Raw genomic sequence first — 22,240 nt, forward strand, 5'->3', positions numbered from 1 at the left:
TACAAAAAGATGCCTCGTCCCAAACGATTTAAATTCGTTCGAGAACAAGGCATCCTTTCCAATTAGATAAACAAACTAAGAAGTAGAACAACACCAAGACCAACTAAAGAGGTGGTTAGTAGGAGCAAGCCCCACGTTTTGAAAGTATCCTTAATAGATAGATTGAAATACTCTTTAAATAGCCAGAACGAGGCATCGTTGACATGCGTAATCGTATTGCTTCCCGCGGCTGTCGCCAAAACCATCAGAACCGGATTGACATCGAACGTTTCAATCAACGGACCGACAATTCCAGCAGCGGTGATGGCAGATACAACACCTGTCCCTGTCGCTATTCGGATCAATGCCGTGATGAACCAAGCCATGATCAGCGGAGAAATACTCGTGTTTTCCATCATCCCCGCGATATAATCACCGATTCCCGTATCTAAAATAACCTGTTTGAATGCCCCACCCGAACCGACGATGAAGATGATCATAGCAATCCCTTCAATTGCTTTTGAAAACGAGCCCATCACTTCGGACATGGTTCGTCCAATTCGGATGCCGAACACATAGATGGCTACCAAAACGGCAAGAATCATACTGATTTCAGCGCTTCCAAAGAAGTTCACAATTTCATAGGCCGTTGTTTCTTTCTCTATGAACATATTGATAATCGTTGCAGCAGTAATCGTAATTGCCGGAATCAAAGGAACAATCAGACTTAAAGAGAAGCTTGGCATTTCTTCATCCGTAAATTCCTTCGTCTTTTTCAATAGCGGCGGAGTCGGAAGATCCAAGTTGCGTAATAATCTTGGCAAGATGATTCCCGCACAAATCACAGCTGGAACGACAACGACAATTCCAAGGATGTATACCATTCCCATATCCGCACCATACGCATCTACCAAGGCAACAGGTCCCGGTTGTGGAGGGAAAATACTATGCGCCATAGTAGCTGCTGCTACCATCGTCATACCTAGACGTAAATAAGGAATTTTCGCTTCGACAGCAATACTGATGACAAGTGGCGCCAAAATGATGAAAGCCACTTCATAGAAAACGGAAATCCCAAAAATCGCCCCGACAATTAAAATAGCCCACTCTACGTTTTTAACCCCGAATTTACGAAGTAACGTCGTCGCCACGCGCTGGGCAGCACCGGAATCGACCATCAGTTTTCCTAATACCGCCCCAAGGCCGATAATAATCGCCAAACTGCCAAGCGTACTGCCAAGACCAGTTTTGATCGTTGTAACAACAGCAGTCAATGGCATTCCGTTCATAACCCCAACAAAAATTGCAACAATTAGTAAAGCTAACACACTATTGATCTTCAGCTTGATATTCATAAATAGAAGCAATGCAACCCCAACTGCAACCCATATAATTGGCAATGAATCCATTATCCATTCCATAACTTTTCCCCCATTAGTTAAAATATAATTGTACTAAACCGATTTATCTTCATTGTGAATAGAATCTTGTAGAAAGATTCTATTAGCAGGACTCTCTTTTGATCAGTGTCGGCTGTAAACGATGTACCTGCGGTTTTCCCTTTTCTTCTTGGTCGATTTGTTGCATCAATAACGTTACAGCCAGATTAGCCATTTCAATCGTCGGTTGCGAAATAGTCGTTAGTGAAGGTGTATAAAAAACCGCAAATGGTACTTCGTCAATCCCAATTACTGCAAGATCTTCTGGGATTTTCAGCCCCTGTTTTTTAACGTACGTCAGCACTGCCATCAATACGATATCATTGGCAGCCAAGAGGGCTTCTGGCGGTTTCTCGTAGGAAAACAATTCTTCCAATGCCTGGCTGATCATACCCGCGTCTGTCGTTTTGATATAAGCTGGATTAATCGGTATTTGGTGATACTCCAGCGCATTTTTATACCCTTGGATCCGCTCTAAACGCGGACTGATATTTCGAATGATCGATGTTGTGACAATGGCGATATCCCTGTAACCGCTTTCCACGAACTCATCAATCGCCAATTTTGCGGCCTGCTCATTATCAAGCGCAACGGTTTCAATCTCACTGTCAGCAATGATCCTATCCATGAACACAATTGGAAATTTCGATTTTTTCATACGATTGTAGAGGTCCATATTCCCCCCTGTAGGAAAAATGATCATCCCGTCTACTTGTTTCGCCATCAACATCTCGATATAATCTTTTTCCTTATCAGGTTCATCATCCGCATTACAAACGATAATATGAAACCCATTTTCATGAAACTTATTTTCAATAGCGCGAATAATCTGGGTCGAAAATGAGTGTAAAATATTGGCCACAATCACGCCAATCGTAAATGTCGATTTTTGTTTTAAGCTACGGGCAACGATATTCGGACGGTAATCCAATTCTTCTATTGATACCGCTATCCGTTCACGTGTCCGCTCACTCATATATTCATATCTTTTATTCAAATACTGGGAAACAGTACTTTTTGATACATTCGCATGCTTGGCGACATCGCCTATTGTTATTTTTTTCATTCGATTCATCTCCATTTCAACTTCTTTCCCTATCATAATCAAGATAGGCATTCTTCACCAGTGCGATAGGGAAAAAAGCGAAATTCCGACTGATCGGGAATCATACCCCCGAGTAAGCCATAAATCCTCCATCTACAGGAATCGTTGTCCCTGTCACAAAGCCAGAACAAGTTTCATCGATCAGGAAAAGTAGTGTACCAAGCAAATCTTCCGGTTTTCCAAATCGCTTCATCGGTGTAGCCGTAATGATCTTGTTCGAACGGGCTGTTAAATTCCCCTCCTGATCCAAAAGCAGATCCCGATTTTGAGTAGTTAGGAAAAATCCTGGTGCAATCGCGTTCACCCGTAATCCAGTCTCTGCAAAATGGACCGCCATCCACATTGTGAAATTATTGATAGCTGCCTTGGCCGCACTATAAGCCGGCACCTTCGTCAAAGGTGTGTACGAGCTCATGGAAGACAGATTAATAATATTCGGCGCTTCAGCCTTCAGCAATTCTGTTCCGAATACTTGCGTTGCTAAAAAAGTGCCTGTGAAATTCGTTGAAAATACATTTTCAAAACCACTTTCGTCCAAATCGAAAAATGATTTTGTCGTTTCCTGTCCATTAAAAACTTCAGGATCCGTAATGGCATCCGGATGATTTCCTCCAGCGCCATTGATAAGTACATCTACTCGACCGAATTGTGCAACAATTTCATTTCTCGCCCGCTCTAAGGATATCCTGTCCAAAACGTCGGTGGTGATAGCGATTGCTGTCCCGCCATCTTCTTGAATTTGCTGGACAATTTGCTGCCCCTTTTCAGCAGTTCTGTTCAAGATTGCCACTTTGACGCCTTGGCGCGCCAATTCAAGCGCCATTGCCGAACAAAGCACACCGCTTCCACCCGTTATGACAGCAACACGTTCTTTTAAGTTTTCATGGATCGGTATCATAGGACACCATCCTTTTTCTTCGTCTCATAGCCATCCCATAATCCGAGTAAATACATGATCCCTAACGCCCGATCGTATAATCCGTAACCTGGTCGGCACACTTCTCCCCATAGATGACGGCCATGGTCTGGTCTGACATATCCATCGTAATTTTGTCGGTGTAATTCCTCGACAACACCTTTAATATCGATAGAACCATCCTGTGTATAATGGGAGGTTTCCACAAAATCCCCATTATCATAGATTCTCACATTACGTATGTGAGAGAATGGCGCGCGGGAAGCATATTTCCTTGCCACTTGAACCATATCATTATTCGGATTGGCCCCCATTGAACCTGTACACATCGTGAATGCATTGGAAGCTGAGTCCGAAATGGCAATGAGTTTCTCATAGCTTTCCTCGCCCGTAATAATGCGTGGTAGGCCGAATATGGACCAAGGTGGATCGTCCGGATGAATCGCCATTTTAATGCCACAAGCTTCAGCGACCGGAAGGATTTCTTTCAAAAATACTTCCAGATTCGTCCACAATTGTTCTTCGTCAACTTCCTTATACGCTTCAAAAAGTTCGGTGATGCGTTCCATTTTCTCTGGTTCCCAACCAGGCAACGTCAAATCGGATGCTTCACTGACCGTTCGGATCAATTCTTGTGGATCCAGCCCATGGACTTTCGCTTTCTCAAAAAATAACGCTGTTGAGCCATCTTCAAGCGGATGGAACATTTCCGTGCGCGTCCAGTCGAAAATTGGCATGAAGTTATAGCAGATGACTTTTACGCCAAATTCGGCTAAATTACGAATCGTCTCTTTGTAATTTTCAATATACCAATAACGGTCTTCGTTGCCCAATTTGATCGACTCATGGACGTTCACACTTTCAACGACATCCGTATGGAAACCAAATGATTGAATATAATCGATTTCTTTTTTAATTTCTTCTTTTCCCCAAACTTCACCGACCGGCTTCTGATGTAGCGCCCAGACAATTCCTTTTGTGCCCGGAATCTGTTTCACTTGTTCAAGCGTGACCGTATCATTGTCCCTGCCGTACCAACGAAATGTGATATTCATCATGCCACTCCTTTTCACGAAATTTTGTTCATATATTGCCGAGCCAACTCCACGACTACATCATAACCACCGGATTTGAATGCCTTATTCAAATCGCTCCCAATTCCAACGGCTACTGCTCCTGCAGCTAACCACTCGTTTATATTATCCAGATTGATACCGCCTGTCGGCATAATGCTCACTTGCGGCAACGGTCCATTCACAGAGCTGATGAAAGAGGGCGTAAAGTTATTTGCGGGGAACAGTTTCAGTACATCGCAACCCGCTTCAAGTGCTTCCACCATTTCACGGATCGTCATACATCCCGGAAAATAAGGAATGCCGTATCGGTTGCAAATACGTGCCGTCTCCGCATTGAAATGTGGACTGACAACAAACTTTGCACCGGCCAGAATGGCATGCCGTGCTGTTTCCGCATCAAGAACACTTCCCGCCCCCAATAGGGCATCTGTCTGTTGAAGTTCTTCAAAAACCTTTTGAATTTGTGGCGTTGTATAAGTCAATTCAATGACATGGATTCCTCCATCCACTGCTGCCTTGGATAGCTGAACGGCTTCTTCGGCATCGCGACCACGAATGACCGCCACGACTTTGGATTTTTCTATTAGTGCATGGACAACATACTTCGACATGATTCGATCTCCTCCTATTTGAATTGGTAACAGGTTTCATCTTTCAATGACAATTTCTTTATGGATAAACGGCAATACCTCATCCAAATAAGGCAGACCTTCATTGTCTCCGGAAACGGTCGTGACCAATGCGCCTACCCCGTTGGCCAACTCTAATCTTTCTTCCGGTAAATAACCATTCAAATAAGCATAAATATACCCGGCATCAAACCCGTCACCTGCCCCGACAGTATCAATCGGTTTGACGACAAACGCCTCTTTTTCGTACCAGTTTCCATCTATATATGCCCTCGCTCCATTGGCACCATCTTTTATAACAAACTGACCAATATTAAAACGCTCTGCACATTCCACTAACGCCTCTTCCGATGATTCCCCTAAAATCAGTTCAATCTCATCAAGACCTGTCAGTAAAATATTGACGTAAGGGAATACTTCTTCAAATGTGGTTCTGGCTTCTTCGATGGTCCACATCTTCAACCGCAGATTCGGATCAAACGAAACAGGAATGCTCATTTCTTTCGCCAGTTTCAACACACGTTCGATAATCTTTCTATTCCCCGGATCTATCGATAGGAAAACACCTGAGAGATGAAGCATATCAATACCTTCAAGCAACTCTTTTGTCATATCTTCCGGTTTCAATGTAAGAATCGGAGATTGCTGGCGATAATAAAATGTCTTCCCGGAACCGTCCTCCCGAATCTCTTTGAAGTTCAGCGAAGTAGGATACCCCTCTACAAACTCGACATTCGACACATCGATGCCTTCTCCACGTGCAAAATTATAGATAACACGGCCAAACTCGTCATTTCCTAATCGGCTTACCCATTTCGATTGAAGCCCTAAGCGTGCGCATCCAATCGCAAAATTCAGTTCCGCCCCTCCCACTTTACGGGAAAAGCCAGATACAAATCGAAGCGGGCCGTTTTCGTGTGGATTCAACGTAATAAGACCATCACCGATTGTTAAGACAGCAAATTGTGGTGACAACTTATTTCCTCCTTTTCTTGACGCTTTTTTACTCTAGTTGCAATCGGTTTCATAAACCGATTTAGTTAAAATCTATAAAAAAATAAACCGACTCTCTCATTAGCATTTCTTTTCTCTTTATTTCTCATTCTTCTAAGGACTAAATCGGTTTAGTTTATTGCTTCAGTGCCAGTATAAACGAACATTTCAGCAAATACAAGTAATTTTTCAAAAAATCAATTACCCCTCTACTTAACTGAGTTAGAGCCGATAGAAGGCGTCGTCATGGGAAGCTGAGGGCCAGTGGGCTCTAGTTAGAACCTTTCATTTTTCTATTCGTCATACTAACGCAGGATAATTAACGAAATTTACAAATGTAGTTGTGAATCTTTATACATTATTAAAAAATGAGGAGAATTAGCTAAACCATGAAACGAAAAAATATAGTAGCCTTCATACTATTGTTAGGTTGTGTAAGTTTACTAGTGATAAATCCATTTAAGAAAGACATATGGGATTCAAGTTTAGTGTTACTTAAAAATAAAATACTCTCGGAAAAAGAGATTGACGACAAAGTGGATCTGTCTACTTTTACACCATTTGAATGGGATTACGTCTACTCATTTGATCCCTATGTTCCAAAAGAATCCATCTATGAAACGATAGGATATAAGTGGGATAACATTAGCGAAACGGTCAGCGAGGGAATGAATCATATTGTTTTTATGAAAGATGGAAAAGTCGTTTGTTATCTTTATGGCTATCCTGAAAACAACAAGTTTGGCATCTACTTCGACGGTACAGATCACGCAGATAATGCATCAATTTTACTTGTAGAAGATCATGCTATTTTTGATGTGAAGAAGAACGGGGATGTTGTTTACTTAACGCATTATCAGTAGAATTTGATATCATTCATTTCAGGAACAAGGCACTCATACGCTTCTGCTGTGCCATTAAACAGAAGGAAGTTAACGCCAATAGGGATAATATCTTATTCACTTCGGCAACCCCATTTAGAAGAAAAGGTGAGCTAAAGAAACTTCAAATAATTCTGTTAGTAGTTTACAACTGAAATGGAGGATGATTATGACCGCTAACGTCAATCATTTTATGAAAGAACATTTTAACAATCTGATCCTAAGGCCGCCTCTATTTTATTCTTGGAAATATGGCATTCGTTTTGAAATTTCCATGCCTGGGGCCGAACACGAAGACAACAGCAATCTTCAACAAATCAAAGATAGAAGCATTGGAATTTTTAATCATGTCTTTCAAGATGCAGATGAGATATTGCTCATAACAGACATCTATTGTGATAAATACAATACCTTTTTGCAAAACAGGCCAATAAACGTCTATCGGAAATATGTGAAGAACAAAGACTTACTAAAGAAATTACAACATAGCATATTGCCGCATCTATTCGAGGAAGAAGACGATGGTGATTACGATGAATTAGCCACACATCGATTCCTTCTCCCCTGCAAAAAAAGCGACATACGGTACCTCCAACTATTAGTAGCTATCAGCTATGAGGACTTTCCGCATCCAACACAAATATTGAGGCGAAATATGGCCGCGGGGTACGACATCTATTTTGTCAATGTAACGAGGAAAATGATTTATCACCTTTATGACGACCGGGGTTGCGATGTCATTGCAGCAAATAAGGAAGATTTACGTACATTATATACTGAATGCGATGAGTGGATATTGGATTATGACCGAGAACAGATTGACTTGTTGTTTTGAATGTAAGCTACCTGATCCTCAGCCAATTCAGATTGATATTAAAATCAGGTAGTTTTTTTTCATTTTCGAAAACTTAATCCTTCTTCCTCCAAGGCAGCCCTCAGTTTGGGCAAAGAAGCAGGTCCCATACCGTGAAATGTCAAAATTTCTTTTTCACTGTAATTGGATAGTTGTTCCAAAGTCGTGATTCCATTACTCTCCAACGCGCGTCGGGCTGGCGCGGATAGGTTTGATAGAAATCCATCAGCGGGTTTCCGTTCTTGCTCACAAATCGGGCATGTCGGACAATCACTGCTTTTATAGTATTCATGCCCGTTGTCGCAAACTCTTAATGTTTTCTCTGATTTCGTCATGCTGCACTATCCCCTTTCTCCTTTCAATTATCTTTCAATCGTAGCTGTAATCTCAATGCCCTTCAATGCCTGCGTAGCGAGCCGATCCGCTTCTGTATTCGCTTTTCGCGACACGAGCTCATATTCCGGATCAATGCCAAGGGTTTTCATTTTTGCTTCGATCCGGTCTGCCCAGTTGGATAAAGTCTGTTCAATCACCGGCCATTCTTCGCTCAGATGATGGATGACGACTCGGGAATCACCGAAAAACTTGACCGGCAAATGGTGGGCTTCCAACATTTCAAGCTCTTGCAAGCATAGATGAAGCGCCGCGTATTCCGCTTCATTATTCGATGTGAGTCCAGTAATCGAAGCGTTCCGCCTTAACCTATATGATTTTCCGCTTTGGTCATAATGGATGACACATCCCAACCCCGCTGCTTTTGTCATCTGGTCGAAACCACCGTCAAAATATACCGTGATATTATGCGGCTCCGTTTCGATTCCTTTCAAATAACTTTTCAGTTCTTTAACCGTCCACGAACTGTCAAACCGATCAACGAACTGCACGTTTTTTGCACGACCGGTCTTCTCCAAATCCTCGGCAATCACTAAAGCTTGTGCCGCCGCCATTTCCTCCGATCGAAACGCGGTCTCCAATCCCTTCGGTGATCTGTATAGCCATTCAATTAATACATTCATCGCAATTCCTCCATCACTGTCAGTCTTTATATTCATTCCCCTTCTCTTCCGAAATGCATCCTTTTCATTTATTAATTTTATGATTTTCTAGGTTCGCCCTATGTCCCCATGACAAACCGTCTGTATGAAAACTAGGCATTTTTGGAACTCCATAACACAGAAACCAAGCCTTTTGAATAAAAAAGGTTGCTAAAAAGTACTTGCATGTTTTATATTGGGGCTTATAACTTTTTTGGAGATGTTTCAAAACCTATCAATCACACCTCGGTGTAATGGCGTCTGGATTTTGAAGGGTTCGATTAACCTTATTTTCTGGACGCGGCCCCTTCGCCTCAAAACACTCACTGAATTGACTGCATTTCTGGCATTCCTCCCGCCGCTTATAGAAGTGGAGACTTCTGTAGCTGAATCTAATTAAATGATGTTTGAAAATGCCTTGTCCGGGAACTTAACATGGATAAGGTATTTTTTCTATTCCCACTCATCTGACTCTTTGTATAGACATTGACAATTATAGGTGAAAGCGTATACTAAACATGTGTTTACAAAGAAAACTATTGTCAAAAAATAAAGAAAGTTCATTTGTACTTTGTTCTAGGAGGCTCCCCTATCGAAAAGATATTTTTCATAACTCGACCGTCTAAAATTCGGTAACCCGTAAAGAATGTAAGCGCTGACGAAAAAGGAGGATTCACTTGAACATTCTTTTCTTACTCACTGGAGTCTTGCTCGTTTTTGGTATTGCCTTCCTAGTTAGTAATGATCGTAAAAAAATAAAATATAAACGTATTTTGCTCATGTTAGCCATCCAAATTGTATTAGTGTTTCTCATGATGAATACGAATATCGGTCTCATTGCGATTACCAAAATAGGCGTATTTTTTGAAAACTTAATGGCAATTGCAGATGCAGGTATTCAATTTGTTTTTGGCGGCATGGTCAATGAAGGGGCTACAACGTTTTTCTTTGTAGCACTATTACCTCTGGTGTTCATGGCAGTGTTGATCGGTATTTTGAATTACATTAAAGTACTGCCATTCATCATCAAATATTTAGGTTTGTTTTTAAGCAAAATTACAGGAATGGGTAAACTGGAAAGCTATTTTGCCGTTTCAACGTCTGTCCTTGGACAACCCGAAGTGTTCTTAACGATCACTAAACAAATTCCGCTTTTAACGCAAAAAAGACTGTACACCATTTGTACGTCCGCGATGAGCGCGATCAGTATGGCGATGGCTGGAGCTTATATGACGATGCTGGAGCCGAAATTTGTTGTGACGGCTGTTGTGCTCAATATCTTCAGTGCGCTAATTGTCGCAAATATTATTAACCCGTATGATCTAGATGAAAAAGAAGACCTTATGCAAATTGAAGAAACGAAACGAGTTCCTTTCTTCCAAATGATTGGCGATAGCGTCATGGACGGTTTTAAAGTCGTCATTGTCGTTGCGGCGATGCTCTTAGGATTTATAGCCCTAATGGAATTGGTGAATGTAATGTTTGAAGGAATCTTCCAAATTTCCTTCCAGACAATGATCGGCTATATTTTTGCACCGATCGCCTTCCTCATGGGGGTTCCTTGGGGTGAAGCGGTACAAGCAGGTGGCATTATGGCGACCAAGCTCATTACGAATGAATTCGTAGCGATGTTGAATTTCGGCGAGATTTCTTCGAATCTTTCCGACAAAACGATTGCTATCGTATCCGTTTACCTTGTGAGTTTCGCGAACTTCGGAACCGTGGGTATCGTTTCAGGCTCCATCAAATCAATCAGTGAAAAACAAGGAAATTATGTTTCAAAATTCGCATTAAAACTACTATTGGGAGCGACACTCGCTTCCGTCATTTCAGGAACAATGATCGGGCTAATTATGTAAGGGGGAATAACAATGACGACAAGAAAAATTATTATGGATTGTGATCCAGGACATGATGACGCGATTGCGATCATTTTAGCAGCAGCACAGCCTGAATTGGATATTCTAGCAATAACAACCGTATCAGGCAATGCCGAAATTGAAAAAACAACGGATAATGCATTAAAAATCTGTGACTTGGTTTCTTTAACGGACGTCATCGTCTCTAAAGGGGCAAGCGAGCCATTGGTTCGGTTACGTGAAACAGCACCGGGTATCCACGGGGATTCAGGTTTGGATGGTCCGGAACTGCCGGCACCATCCCGCAGTTGGAGTGAAGAACATGGAGCAGATACGATCATCCGATTGGTCAAAGAATCACACGAACCTGTGACGATTCTTCCGACAGGACCGTTGACAAACGTCGCCTTAGCGCTCACAAAAGCACCGGAAATTAAAGAAAACATCGAAGAAATCGTCTTGATGGGCGGCGGCACTTTCGGTAACTGGACACCATCTGCAGAGTTTAATATTTGGGCGGATCCAGAAGCAGCGAGAAAAGTGTTCGAAAGTGGCATTCCGACTGTTGTCATGGGACTTGATATTACACACCAAGCGTTGGCGACAAAAGAAGTGATCGAGCAAGTGAATCAAATCGACAATCGTGTTGCGAACATCGTCGGTGAGCTATTAGTCTTCTTTGCATCGACCTATAAAGAAATGTTCGATTTTGACGGCGCACCGGTCCATGATGTCCTCACTGTTGCCTATTTGGTCGCACCGGAATTACTTACGATGAAAGAAGTCAACATTGCGGTGGAAACAAAAGGTGAATTTACTGCGGGAACGACATTAGTGGATCTGCACGGAGTCACAGGCAGAGAAGTGAATGCGAAATTCGGTGTAGAACTTGATGTAGATGGTTTTTGGAAACTGATGATCGAGGCGCTTAAGAAGTACTCAAATTAAGGGCATTCGTATAACCTTTAAGTGAGGTGAGCATATGATTACCGTAATCGGAAGCATTAATATGGATTTGGTTGTTGAAACGGACTATGTACCTGAAAAAGGGGAAACGACGTTAGGCAATACGTTTTCAACGTTTTTCGGCGGAAAAGGTGCAAACCAAGTCGTCTCCATTGCGCGACTGGGAAAGGAAGCGCGAATGATCGGCGCTTGCGGCACCGATCAATACGGCGAGATGGCCTTGGCTTCCTTACAACAAGAAAACGTGAAAACGGATCATGTCTTTGCAATCCCTGACGAAACGACAGGCATCGCTTCCATCATTGTTTCAGAGGCCGATAACCGAATCATTGTCGTTCCCGGTGCAAATAACCGCCTGACACCTGGTCATATCGAACAAGTGAAACAGGAGATCATCGGCAGTGAACTCGTCGTCATCCAGCTGGAAATACCGACGGAGACTGTTCATACAGCGCTAGAAATCTGTCAGGAACATCAGATCCCTGTCGTCTTAAATCCGGCACCTGTCGACCATTTCAAACAAGAATTCATCGACTTGGCCACTTATTTGACGCCGAACGAATCGGAGTGCAGACATATTTTCGGTGATGACATCGAACAAGCATTGGAACAATATCCGAATAAACTCATCGTAACATTGGGGGACAAAGGTGCTCGTTTCTATGACGGAGAACAGCATCAATTCATCCGAGGATTCCAAACAACACCGGTCGATACAACCGGTGCCGGTGATACATTTAACGGTAGTTTCGCCGTTGCTATCGCGGAAGGAAAGAGAATAGAAGAAGCTATAAAATTTGCCAATGCGAGTGCTTCCCTCTCTGTGGAGAAAAAAGGAGCCCAGAATGGCATGCCTTCCTTGGAATCTGTATGGGAACGTTTGAGTTTAGAACAATAAATCGAAGGCGCCAACTTCCAATCCTAAACAGGATTAGAAGTTGGCGCCTATTTCATTAACCTTGCATTTCTTTTGTCGGACCCATGATAGGTGGGACAGTTAACCCCGCCTGGCGAAGAAGGACAGTCATTTGGCCACGATGATGTGTTTCGTGGCTGATGAGCATGCTTAATAATTTCCCGCGTTTAGTTGGCCCCGTGAAACCGGTAACTTCCCCGAGTAGGTCTTCATCGGTCAGTTTCGTTGCTTCTTCCTTAATCGCTTGTGCGAGTGTTTCATACCTCTTAACAATTTCTTGCGCACTTTGTGGTTGAGGATCTTGTTGACCTGGTCCCTGAACTTGGAAACCAGCAAAATGGCCGAAAGCCCCCGCTGCGCCAACCAAATGCCACGACAGCCAGCCAAGCGAGCTATGACCTTCTACAATCGCTTGATCAAGTTTTTCATCTGTCATTGCTCTCATCACATTAGCAGTTCCTTCAGATGACACTGTCCAATCCTCTAAAAAGTCTTCTACCTTACGATACATACTCAATCACTCCTTCATAGTGTTCCCACTCAATTGTAGTTATTGGTATTTTCCTTGTCCAATTTGCTGACTGTTAGCGTCCAAACATCTAAATCAGCTACGAACAAATCGTTATAAAAGGTGCCAAATACATTAACGCTTGTACTTGGCACCTTTTATGATACGTATGAAATTATTGTTGCTCCGCGTGCTTTTTAAAATTATTTAAAATCGCCTGCCATCCTTCTTGTTGCATTTCAATCGGATTCATCGTTTCGGGCTCAAATGTTTCAATCACTTTTGTGTCATTTCCTTGGGGGACAAAGGTGATTTCAACCTTTCTTCCATCCTCTAATGTATAGGAAATGAATGCATGAACACGTACTTCGTCATAAATGCCCCCAAAGTCAAAACCGAAGCTTCCATCTTTCGCTTCCATCCTGGAAACAAATTTCCCTCCGGCCCGTAAATCATTTTCAGCATATGGCGTATGCCAATCATCAGAGGCATTGCTCCACTTCGTAATATGATCAGGCACTGTCCAAAATTCCCATACTTTCTCCACTGGCGCATGCACAATTGCTTCAACTGTTATTCCCGAATGATTCGCATCCATCTTTTCCGCTCCTTTTTTCGAAGTTATTCTTTTTATAATTCGTCATCTCTAACAGCTATTCCTTTTTTAGTTTATCCGAAAACATGCGACTAAAAACAAACGGCGAGAGCCAAGTTTAGACATGCTTTACCATCGCATTAGAATCCATTATCTGTTATACGCCAATTTTCGACATTTTTCTAATTCAAACAACATTTTTTCTGAATACTGATTGACGAAGCTACTCAGATGCAGTATAGTATTTTACAACAGTATTATTGACATAACATATATCTCTCATGAAGAGAAGCTGAGGGACTGGCCCATTGAAGCTCGGCAACCAACCATACAATCTAGTATGGAAAGGTGCTAAATCCTGCAAAACGTAATTGTTTTGAAAAATGAGAGAGGACGTCAGCGTTTATTCCAATGCTTATGAACCTCTCATTTTGAGAGGTTTTTTGTTATTTTCTACTAAATTGTCAGTAATTCGCTGTTCAAGCTTTTTAGTTTACCAAGCATCAAGAAAAACAATAGATCGGAGAAGTGTTATGAAGAAGTTACTTTTTACAGCATTACTCATTTTAGTTTTAACAGCACTTGCTGCATGCGGTGGCAAGGACAAGTCCCAAGACGCAACAGAAAGCTTATTAAGTGATGGGGTTCTAACCATTGGTGTCACTGCTGGTCCACACGAAGAAATCGTTGAAAAAGTGAAAGAACTGGCGGCAAAAGATGGTCTTGAAATTAAAATACAACCATTTTCTGATTACGTAATGCCGAACGTTGCTTTAGCCGAGAGTGAGATTGATATGAATATCTTCCAAACGATTCCTTTCTTTGAACAAATGAAAAAAGACCGGAACTTGGATCTTGTTTCTGTAGGTGAAACAGTCACTTTCCCAATGGGTATTTACTCTAACGAAGTAAAAGATGTAAGCGAACTGCCTGAAGGTGCGAAAATCGGCTTACCAAATGATCCGACTCAAGGTGGACGCGCACTGATGCTTTTTGAAAGTGCGGGGATGATTACACTTCAAGAAGGTCTAGACTCCAACGCGACAGTCAATGACATTGTTGACAATCCAAAGAACTTCCAATTCATTGAACTTGATGCAGCACAAATCCCTCGTCAATTAATTGAACTTGACGCAGCAGCGATCAACACGAACTTCGCAATCGATGCGGGACTCTCTCCGGCAAATGATTCCATTTTCATTGAACCGAAGGATTCTCCGTTCGTGAACATTATCGCTGTTCGGGCCGAATCAAAAGATGATGAAGTGATTCAGCAATTTGTCGATTTATATCGTTCCGAAGAAGTGAAAAAATTTATCGAAGAACGATTTGATGGATCTCTCATTCCTTCTTGGTAATGAAAACGAATGTTTGAAGTCCCATCATTCCAAGCCGTGATGAATAATAGTTCAGGGAACGTTACCGCTTTAGGTAACGTTTTCTTTCAAAAGGAGATAAAACAGTGATTGTATTGGAAAATGTTTCGAAAGTTTTCCCTGCGAAAAACAATGAAGTAATAGCCGTCGACAAAGCAAATATTCATGTGAAAAAAGGCGAGATCCATGGCGTTATCGGCTACAGTGGTGCCGGAAAAAGTACGTTGATCCGTTGTGTGAACTTGCTGGAACGACCGACAAGTGGAAAAATTTATATCAACGGGGAAGAAATCACCTCCATCCCTCCTCACAAACTAGACAATGCGCGTCGCAAAATCGGGATGATTTTCCAAGGTTTTAACTTGCTAAAGACAGCAACGGTATACGACAACATCGCCATCCCTCTCAAATTGATCGGGATTGATAAGGCGGAAGTAAAAGCACGTACTGAAAAGTATTTGGAAATCGTCGGTTTAGCGGATAAACATCAAAGCTATCCTTCCCAATTGTCCGGGGGGCAAAAGCAGCGTGTCGCAATTGCTAGGGCATTGGCGCAAGAACCTGAAATTTTGCTAAGCGATGAGGCGACAAGTGCACTTGACCCCGAAACAACGGAATCCATCCTCGATCTCCTGTTGAAAATCAACGAAGAGTTCGGCATTACAATCTTACTGATCACACATGAAATGAACGTCATACAAAAAATTTGCGATTACGTCTACGTTTTGGAAAGCGGAAAAATCGTAGAACACGGGACAACGATTGACCTGTTTTCAAACCCTCAAAAACCAACGACTACCAAATTTTTGGGCACTATCGCTCAACGGAATTTATCTCCGTCTCTCATTTCACAATTAAATTTAACAGGTTCTGTTCAAAGATTGACTTTTACTGGCGATATTGCAGGAGAACCATTGTTAGCTGAAATGAGTAAACGATTTGCCGTTGTGCCTAACATTTTAGCAGCCAATATTATTGAACTGAAAAATGGCGTGATTGGGAATTTAGTTGTTCACGTTGCAGGTGAAAAAGAAGAAGTTGAAAATGCGTTGCTTTTCATACATGAGCAAGGCGTTGGCACGGAAGAATTGGAGGGTCAAAATTGAACGGATATGAAGATTTTATCCAAAAGTGGTTGCCCATCATTGGACAATCGACAATCGAGACATTCCAAATGGTCGGAATCGCTCTGTTATTTTCCATCATTATTGGGATTCCATTAGGGATTTTATTAGTCTTATCAAGGCCAGGGCAAGCGCTTGATAATAAATTGCTATACCATACGTTAAATTTAATCATCAACATTATTAGGTCCATACCATTCATCATATTGTTATTTTTCATTTTGCCGTTTACGAAGCTAATTGTCGGCACATCGATAGGCGTCAAAGGGGTTATCGTGCCGCTTGTACTTTACACGTCCCCCTATATTGCACGTCTAATGGAATCTGCACTTCTTGAGGTCGAGCAAGGGGTGGTAGAAGCCTACACCGCGATGGGTATCAAAACAAGACAAATTATTTGGCATGTCATGTTACGGGAAGCACGTCCCTCTATCATTTTGGGGTTAACGATTGCTACTGTCAGCCTAATCGGGGCGACGGCGATGGCTGGGCTTGTCGGCGCCGGTGGTTTAGGAGACTTGGCCTATCGTTTTGGACATTTGAGATACGAAGTCGACGTCATGTACGCAACGGTCTTGATCCTCATTATTATCGTCCAATTGATCCAATCGCTCGGCAATCGCCTTGCAGCTCGTATTAAAAAGGATTAAATGAAGTGTATATCGAAGATTGTGGCTATTATCACCGAGACGTACAGCATTTATAGAAGACAAATTTCATCTGATACGGAGTGAGCAACAATGATAACTACAAGAAATAACGACTTATTATTGCAAAATATTGACCCGTCCGAATCATTTCCAGTTTCATTTGAGCAGTTGGAACAAGCAGCGCAGGAAAAAATGGGGAAAGGCGCATTCGGTTATATCCACTCCGGTGCCGGCCGTGAAGAAACATTGCAAAAAAATGTTTCTTCCTTTTCCAAGTACGCTATCGTCCCTCGCTTTTTAAATGACGTAACAGAACTGGATACTTCCGTTCAACTTTTCGGACGTACATATGCCACACCATTATTCATCGCTCCGGTTGGCGTACAAAAAATTGCACATGAAGACGGGGAAATTGCCACTGCACAAGCAGCTGCTTCCCTCGGTATTCCTTTCATCCAAAGTACAGTATCCAGCTATTGCATAGAAGAGGTAACAGAAGCAACAGGTAATAGTCCGAAATGGTTCCAGCTCTATTGGTCAAGTCAAAATGAGGATATTTCCTATAGCATGGTACAAAGAGCGGAAGCTGCCGGCTATGAAGCGATTGTGCTAACGGTCGATACCGTCATGCTCGGCTGGCGTGAAGAAGATGTCAATAATCAATATTCCCCTTTGATGCAAGGGTTTGGAAAAGCGAATTATGTCAATGATCCTGTCTTCATGGCATCCCTTCCGAATGATGACGACGATTCAATCATTCAGGGCATCGTAGACAATATTTATCATCCTTCCCTTAGCTGGAAACAGGTAGTGGAGCTGAAGAAGAGAACTTCATTGCCAATCCTTTTGAAAGGCATCCTGCATCCAGAAGACGCTAAGCTGGCAATCGAAAACGGCATCGATGGCATTATCGTCTCCAACCATGGCGGCCGTCAACTCGATGGTGTCGTCGCAAGTATCGATGCGCTTCGTGCCGTTGTGGAAGCTGTCGATGGCAAAATTCCAGTGCTTTTCGATAGTGGGGTCCGTAGAGGCTCTGACGTTGTCAAAGCGCTCGCATTGGGGGCAGATGCTGTTTTAGTTGGTCGACCTTTCGTCTACGGCTTGGCAGTTGGCGGACAACAAGGCGTTGAAAAAGTATTATCCAATATCCTTCAGGAAATGAAAGTGACGATTTCATTATCCGGGATCACTTCCGTCCGCGACCTTCGTAACGTTACAATCGTAAAACGATAAAGTGAAACTTCAATCAGTGGGGGCAACACAAGCTAAAAGCGTCACGTCCTGTGACAACGCTTGTGTGACCAACATCGTGTTGGCCCGAATCAATCGGGCTTTTATCTTCCTTTAACGGATGTCCAAACTACCTGCTGAAGGAAGGCAATTTAAGTTCGCGGCGTCCTGTAAGTGCCTTAATTTCCGCAAAGAGCGCAGAAATACGGCAAATCGAACCCTTCGCTGTTCGATTGGCAGTTGATCTCCCACCTATTCTTATCGTTTTACTTAAGTCTTGAGGTGGGAGTATTACTGCCCGTTAATGCGGGATAAAATAGACCATGAACCATAACGCCAAGGGAAAGCCTATACTTCCCTTGGCGTTTTTATATTCCGATTAACGAGATGTTAGTTAAACGGATTTTTCCATTCCATTAAGAATCCATAATTCAACGATTCTTCATCCTCTAAATAATTTTCCACTACAGCAACGGGCGTTCTTCCGCATCGCAATAAAAAAGTAATGACAGGATCGTTGATATCCCCGCTCATCACCGCCTGCACATAGTCATCGACAGTCATTTCAGGCGCATGGAGATGGTAACCGGGCATTCTTCCACCGCCAAGCAAACGTTCCAATTTCAGTTCGATCACGACTTGATACATCGCCTGCAATAGCAACTTCCCCAGTCCCCATTTGCGATACTGTGGGCTCACAGCGATGTCGACAATATAGAGCGTATTCCCCTTCGGATTGTGATTTCGGATATAGCCGTTGTCCGTCATCTCCTCCCATCGATGGGAGGGATGGGCTGGATCAAATTGCACACACAAACCTGTCAAGGAACCGACTAGCCTGCCGTCCACCTCCACACAAAGGGCACCTTCTGGAAAAAGGGAGATATGGTTTGTCAGTTGCTCTTCATTCCACCATAAGGTAGACGGAAATGGCGGTGGAAAACATTCTGATTGGATGCGAAGTATATCTGCAAAATCGTCCTTTGTATAATTTCGAACAACAGCACGAACAGGTCTTCCTCCATCAAAGACAAATACTTCACTGCGGTAGGCCATTTCATCCCCCTTTGTCCATTGTATTATTCCCGATCAGAACACGTTTTTTTATTCTCTTATCGAACACTATGCAGAACATAACTGTAAGATTCATTTCATGGCTTCTCAGTTTCATCTATCAAAATGATACAAAATTCGGTATACTTCAATCAAAGAAAGAGAGGAAGGTAGCCAATTATGAAATTCGAAATGATTGAAAATGCATTTGAAACAGAGACGTCCTTTGGACAACTGACCATTTCAGGGAATGATGAATATGGATTTAGACCTTATCAGCTGCTCATCTCATCGATTGCAGTTTGCAGTGGCGGTGTGTTGCGTAATATTTTGGATAAAATGCGGATGCCAGCTGAACACATTTCAATTGAAGTGAAGGAAGTCAAACGGAATGCGGAAATCGCCAACCGTGTCGAAAAAGTACACCTTCATTTCACCATTAAAGGAGAAGCAATCGATGCATCCAAAATGGATAGAGTTTTTGAATTAACGAAGAAAAACTGTTCGATGGTACAATCCGTCATAGATTCCATCGAAGTTGTGGAGACTTATGAAGTACTAAATTGAATGTAGCGAATAGAAGTGCCTAGTCCGCAACTGTACTTGGACTGGGCGTTTTCTTTGCCCTCCCCCGCTCCCCTCCATGCTTCCATTCCAGCGTCCTTCTTTGTAGATTCACGCGATTTTAATTGACCTTTACTACTATTCTTGTTACATTTTATAAGTGATAATGATTATCACTATCATTTAAAAGGAATGAGGATATCAAATGTTCAAGAAAAAAGGATTTGCCATTTTCTTCGTACTCCTATTCATGTTTATTGTAAGTGGTTGTACGAGTAATACGCCTCCAGAAGCGGTGACGGACGAGCAGGGGCAAGAGCAAGAAGCTTCTGCAACAAGAACGTATGAAAGCGTCAAAGGTCCCGTTGAGCTACCGTTACACCCTGAACGCGTCGTCGTCATCGACCAAGATTATGTCGGGGATGTATTAGCAACCGGCATTACACCAATCGCTACAACAGGCTGGGCATTTGAAACACCATACTTTGAAGAACGATTAAAAGACGTCGAAAGCATCGGGGATAAATCATCTTTCTCAATTGAAAAAGTAATCGAGCTGGAACCAGATCTCATTCTCACTTATAACGAAGAACAATATGAGTCACTTTCCAAAATAGCACCGACTGTGATCATTCCATTCGGCATGTATGCAGATTATAAAGAACGACTCCTCGAAATTGCCAACGTGTTAAATCGAGAGAAAGAAGCGAAGCAATTCCTTGCTGATTTCGATAAAAAAGTGGAAGATCAAAAGAAAGAGTTGGAACCAATCCTTCAAAACGATCCAAGAATTGTCATTTTAGAAATGACCGATAAAGATTCGTACCTATTTGGGGACTCTTACGGTCGTGGGGGTCAAGTGATCTATAATGAGCTTCAGTTGAACGCCCCTCAAAAAGTAGTGGACATTGCTTTTAAAGACGGTTGGGCAAGCATCTCTCAAGAAACGATTCCTGAATATCTCGGGGAGGCAGATTTTATCTTATTAGGCGTTCGTGACAACGGCGTTGAAAACAGCAAGGAAATCATGAAAAGTAAGCTATGGCAAGACCTACCTGCCGTCAAGTCCGACCATATTTTTGAATATGAACTCAATACATTCTACTTCCAAGATCCGATCGCCTTGGAATACCAAATGAAAGAAATTGTCGATTTCATTAAAAGTAAATAATTAATTACGCCTCGGCGTAATTGCGTCCAGATTTTGAATTGCGCTTGCTAATCGCTGGTGCCTTAATTTCTGCAAAGAACGCAGAAATACGGCAAATCGAACCCTTCGCCGTTCGATTCGCAATTAACTCCTTTCAAAATCTGTGACATCCGCCGGAGGCTTAACTTGAATCAGCAGGGAGTTTGGACTTCCTCTGATTGAAATGCATTCAGGCATTCATCCCTCCAATTATGGAAGTAGGGGACTTCTGCTGAAGCAAGTTAAAAAGACCAGGTACCGGACAGGCGATCAGTCCATGGTACCTGGTTCTTTTCTTCATATTCCCAACTGTTCAATCGACGTTCACGTGTAACGGGTTGGCTTCTAAAATCTGTTCCACTTCTTCGTACCCTGTTGGAAATGCGAAGTTATAACGAGCGGGGAGTGCAAAAACATATTTTTCATTGCGATTCAGTTCTTGGGGTCCGATAGGAGCTGCACCTATATGGAATTTTTCCTGTTGCAGCGCATCCCATTGATCAATCGTGAGAATCAGGATCGGAATGTCTTGACGTGGATTTTCCGAAGTCCACTGTGGATGTCGGATCGAAAGCATCGGCCCCTCTTCCTTCCCCTCTCCCGTCACTGCTTCTCCCTTCCACTTTTCCATCACAATCGAATAATCCTTCCAAGTGGCAGGTAGCGTAAACTCAAATCCATATTCTTCATTCGTATAGACGAGTGAATCGCCCTGTTCTGCTTCACCAACTGTCACTTCATTGATCAACCAATGTTCGCCCATTTTTTCGACTACAAGATGGATCGGTGTCTCATTTACAGTTTGCTCTACATTTGTTCTTTCAACGATTTTTCCTTCTATTGCATAGACATGGTCAGACTCTTTCTCTTTCGTTTCGATGTCAATTCGATCTGGCCAAGGACTTGAAGTCAGTCTGCCTGGTGCTTTGAGCGGATCTGTCAGCCATTGTTCGATAAGCTGAGGCGAAACTGTTTCCCCATAATGCTCCTGCATACTTTTTTCCACTTCTTCTTGCGATCCCATTAATGAAACGTTTTGAAGGTTATGACCAAATTTTTCGACGATGTCGACTACCACTTTTTCTTCATCCCCACTCGGATTCGTTACTTCTGTCTCATCATCACCTTGCGTTTGGCCTGTACTTTCTCCATTCGTACAGCCAAACAATGGAATGCTCAATAGTAAGATTACACTAAGCAATTTCTTCATTTTGTTCCCCCTCCCGAAAAATTTGTATAAATCTAGACATTTTCAACACGCTTTTTGTTACAAATCACATGCCAATTCGCGGAAAAATAAAT

General features: G+C 42.5%; 23 protein-coding genes and 1 riboswitch. Of the genes, 11 read left to right on the forward strand and 12 right to left on the reverse strand.

Annotation, left to right across the window (positions count from 1 at the left end):
- Nucleotides 1–62 precede the first annotated feature (62 nt).
- The 6 genes from ACFPRA_RS24170 to ACFPRA_RS24195 form a co-directional block, all read right to left on the reverse strand.
- Nucleotides 63–1,400, reverse strand: coding sequence for a gluconate:H+ symporter (locus tag ACFPRA_RS24170; protein ID WP_381440496.1), 1,338 nt, complete (start codon nucleotides 1,398–1,400; stop codon nucleotides 63–65).
- Nucleotides 1,401–1,482: 82 nt separating this feature from the next.
- Nucleotides 1,483–2,484 carry a LacI family DNA-binding transcriptional regulator gene (locus ACFPRA_RS24175; RefSeq protein ID WP_381440499.1) on the reverse strand — a complete coding sequence of 334 codons (1,002 nt, stop codon included), beginning with the start codon at nucleotides 2,482–2,484 and terminating at the stop codon, nucleotides 1,483–1,485.
- 100 nt (nucleotides 2,485–2,584) lie between these two features.
- Nucleotides 2,585–3,421, reverse strand: a complete 837-nt coding sequence (locus ACFPRA_RS24180) for an SDR family oxidoreductase (protein WP_381440503.1) — start codon at nucleotides 3,419–3,421, stop codon at nucleotides 2,585–2,587.
- A complete protein-coding gene (gene uxuA, locus ACFPRA_RS24185) occupies nucleotides 3,418–4,494 on the reverse strand; it encodes a mannonate dehydratase (protein WP_381440505.1) in 1,077 nt (358 codons plus the stop codon). The genes ACFPRA_RS24180 and uxuA overlap by 4 nt, the downstream gene beginning before the upstream one ends.
- A 14-nt stretch (nucleotides 4,495–4,508) precedes the next feature.
- Nucleotides 4,509–5,126 (reverse strand): bifunctional 2-keto-4-hydroxyglutarate aldolase/2-keto-3-deoxy-6-phosphogluconate aldolase, encoded by a 618-nt coding sequence (locus tag ACFPRA_RS24190; RefSeq protein WP_381440508.1) that lies wholly within the window; start codon nucleotides 5,124–5,126, stop codon nucleotides 4,509–4,511.
- Nucleotides 5,127–5,162: 36 nt separating this feature from the next.
- Nucleotides 5,163–6,119, reverse strand: coding sequence for a sugar kinase (locus tag ACFPRA_RS24195; RefSeq protein ID WP_381440510.1), 957 nt, complete (start codon nucleotides 6,117–6,119; stop codon nucleotides 5,163–5,165).
- A 506-nt stretch (nucleotides 6,120–6,625) separates the two neighbouring features.
- Between ACFPRA_RS24195 and ACFPRA_RS24200 the strand changes: the two genes are divergently transcribed.
- Nucleotides 6,626–7,000 (forward strand): hypothetical protein, encoded by a 375-nt coding sequence (locus ACFPRA_RS24200; RefSeq protein ID WP_381440513.1) that lies wholly within the window; start codon nucleotides 6,626–6,628, stop codon nucleotides 6,998–7,000.
- Nucleotides 7,001–7,187: 187 nt separating this feature from the next.
- On the forward strand, nucleotides 7,188–7,853 hold the full coding sequence (locus ACFPRA_RS24205) for a DUF3885 domain-containing protein (RefSeq protein ID WP_381440515.1): 666 nt from the start codon (nucleotides 7,188–7,190) through the stop codon (nucleotides 7,851–7,853).
- Nucleotides 7,854–7,912: 59 nt separating this feature from the next.
- On the opposite strand, the gene ACFPRA_RS24210 is transcribed toward ACFPRA_RS24205, so the two are convergent.
- Entirely contained in the window at nucleotides 7,913–8,206 is a 294-nt protein-coding gene (locus tag ACFPRA_RS24210) for an RNA polymerase alpha subunit C-terminal domain-containing protein (protein WP_381440517.1), read from the reverse strand.
- A gap of 27 nt (nucleotides 8,207–8,233) precedes the next feature.
- On the reverse strand, nucleotides 8,234–8,887 hold the full coding sequence (locus ACFPRA_RS24215) for a ribonuclease H family protein (RefSeq protein WP_381440519.1): 654 nt from the start codon (nucleotides 8,885–8,887) through the stop codon (nucleotides 8,234–8,236).
- Between the two features lie 695 nt (nucleotides 8,888–9,582).
- Here ACFPRA_RS24215 and ACFPRA_RS24220 point away from each other — a divergent pair.
- From ACFPRA_RS24220 to rbsK, 3 genes are read left to right on the forward strand one after another with little or no spacing between them, the layout of a single operon-like run.
- Nucleotides 9,583–10,764, forward strand: a complete 1,182-nt coding sequence (locus ACFPRA_RS24220; RefSeq protein ID WP_239391909.1) for a NupC/NupG family nucleoside CNT transporter — start codon at nucleotides 9,583–9,585, stop codon at nucleotides 10,762–10,764.
- Nucleotides 10,765–10,776: 12 nt separating this feature from the next.
- Nucleotides 10,777–11,712, forward strand: a complete 936-nt coding sequence (locus ACFPRA_RS24225; protein WP_381440521.1) for a nucleoside hydrolase — start codon at nucleotides 10,777–10,779, stop codon at nucleotides 11,710–11,712.
- Nucleotides 11,713–11,746: 34 nt separating this feature from the next.
- Nucleotides 11,747–12,628 carry a ribokinase gene (gene rbsK / locus ACFPRA_RS24230; protein WP_381440523.1) on the forward strand — a complete coding sequence of 294 codons (882 nt, stop codon included), beginning with the start codon at nucleotides 11,747–11,749 and terminating at the stop codon, nucleotides 12,626–12,628.
- A 55-nt stretch (nucleotides 12,629–12,683) separates the two neighbouring features.
- On the opposite strand, the gene ACFPRA_RS24235 is transcribed toward rbsK, so the two are convergent.
- Nucleotides 12,684–13,157, reverse strand: coding sequence for a DinB family protein (locus ACFPRA_RS24235; RefSeq protein ID WP_381440525.1), 474 nt, complete (start codon nucleotides 13,155–13,157; stop codon nucleotides 12,684–12,686).
- A gap of 172 nt (nucleotides 13,158–13,329) precedes the next feature.
- Entirely contained in the window at nucleotides 13,330–13,752 is a 423-nt protein-coding gene (locus ACFPRA_RS24240; RefSeq protein ID WP_381440527.1) for an SRPBCC family protein, read from the reverse strand.
- Nucleotides 13,753–14,025: 273 nt separating this feature from the next.
- A riboswitch (SAM riboswitch) is annotated at nucleotides 14,026–14,139 on the forward strand.
- A gap of 143 nt (nucleotides 14,140–14,282) precedes the next feature.
- Between ACFPRA_RS24240 and ACFPRA_RS24245 the strand changes: the two genes are divergently transcribed.
- The 4 genes from ACFPRA_RS24245 to ACFPRA_RS24260 all read left to right on the forward strand — a co-directional run bounded on the left by ACFPRA_RS24245 (nucleotide 14,283) and on the right by ACFPRA_RS24260 (nucleotide 18,135).
- Nucleotides 14,283–15,107 (forward strand): MetQ/NlpA family ABC transporter substrate-binding protein, encoded by an 825-nt coding sequence (locus ACFPRA_RS24245; RefSeq protein WP_381440529.1) that lies wholly within the window; start codon nucleotides 14,283–14,285, stop codon nucleotides 15,105–15,107.
- A gap of 104 nt (nucleotides 15,108–15,211) precedes the next feature.
- Nucleotides 15,212–16,231 (forward strand): methionine ABC transporter ATP-binding protein, encoded by a 1,020-nt coding sequence (locus ACFPRA_RS24250; protein WP_381440531.1) that lies wholly within the window; start codon nucleotides 15,212–15,214, stop codon nucleotides 16,229–16,231.
- Nucleotides 16,228–16,899: a methionine ABC transporter permease gene (locus ACFPRA_RS24255; protein ID WP_381440533.1), complete on the forward strand. Its 672-nt coding sequence runs from the start codon at nucleotides 16,228–16,230 to the stop codon at nucleotides 16,897–16,899. Before ACFPRA_RS24250 ends, ACFPRA_RS24255 begins: the two co-directional genes overlap by 4 nt.
- A 90-nt stretch (nucleotides 16,900–16,989) precedes the next feature.
- On the forward strand, nucleotides 16,990–18,135 hold the full coding sequence (locus tag ACFPRA_RS24260) for an alpha-hydroxy-acid oxidizing protein (protein WP_381440536.1): 1,146 nt from the start codon (nucleotides 16,990–16,992) through the stop codon (nucleotides 18,133–18,135).
- 387 nt (nucleotides 18,136–18,522) lie between these two features.
- Here the strand turns inward: ACFPRA_RS24260 and ACFPRA_RS24265 are convergent, their stop codons facing one another.
- Nucleotides 18,523–19,188, reverse strand: coding sequence for a GNAT family N-acetyltransferase (locus ACFPRA_RS24265; protein WP_381440538.1), 666 nt, complete (start codon nucleotides 19,186–19,188; stop codon nucleotides 18,523–18,525).
- A 177-nt stretch (nucleotides 19,189–19,365) separates the two neighbouring features.
- Between ACFPRA_RS24265 and ACFPRA_RS24270 the strand changes: the two genes are divergently transcribed.
- The gene (locus tag ACFPRA_RS24270; protein WP_239391919.1) at nucleotides 19,366–19,752 is read left to right on the forward strand and encodes an OsmC family protein; all 387 of its coding nucleotides are present in this window, start codon (nucleotides 19,366–19,368) and stop codon (nucleotides 19,750–19,752) included.
- A gap of 202 nt (nucleotides 19,753–19,954) precedes the next feature.
- Complete coding sequence (locus tag ACFPRA_RS24275; RefSeq protein WP_381440540.1) at nucleotides 19,955–20,920, forward strand: ABC transporter substrate-binding protein; 966 nt, start codon at nucleotides 19,955–19,957, stop codon at nucleotides 20,918–20,920.
- A gap of 331 nt (nucleotides 20,921–21,251) precedes the next feature.
- Here the strand turns inward: ACFPRA_RS24275 and ACFPRA_RS24280 are convergent, their stop codons facing one another.
- Complete coding sequence (locus tag ACFPRA_RS24280) at nucleotides 21,252–22,148, reverse strand: hypothetical protein (RefSeq protein ID WP_381440542.1); 897 nt, start codon at nucleotides 22,146–22,148, stop codon at nucleotides 21,252–21,254.
- Nucleotides 22,149–22,240 lie beyond the last annotated feature (92 nt).

This window comes from Sporosarcina soli (assembly GCF_042655805.1).
GTDB classification, from domain to species: domain Bacteria; phylum Bacillota; class Bacilli; order Bacillales_A; family Planococcaceae; genus Sporosarcina; species Sporosarcina soli.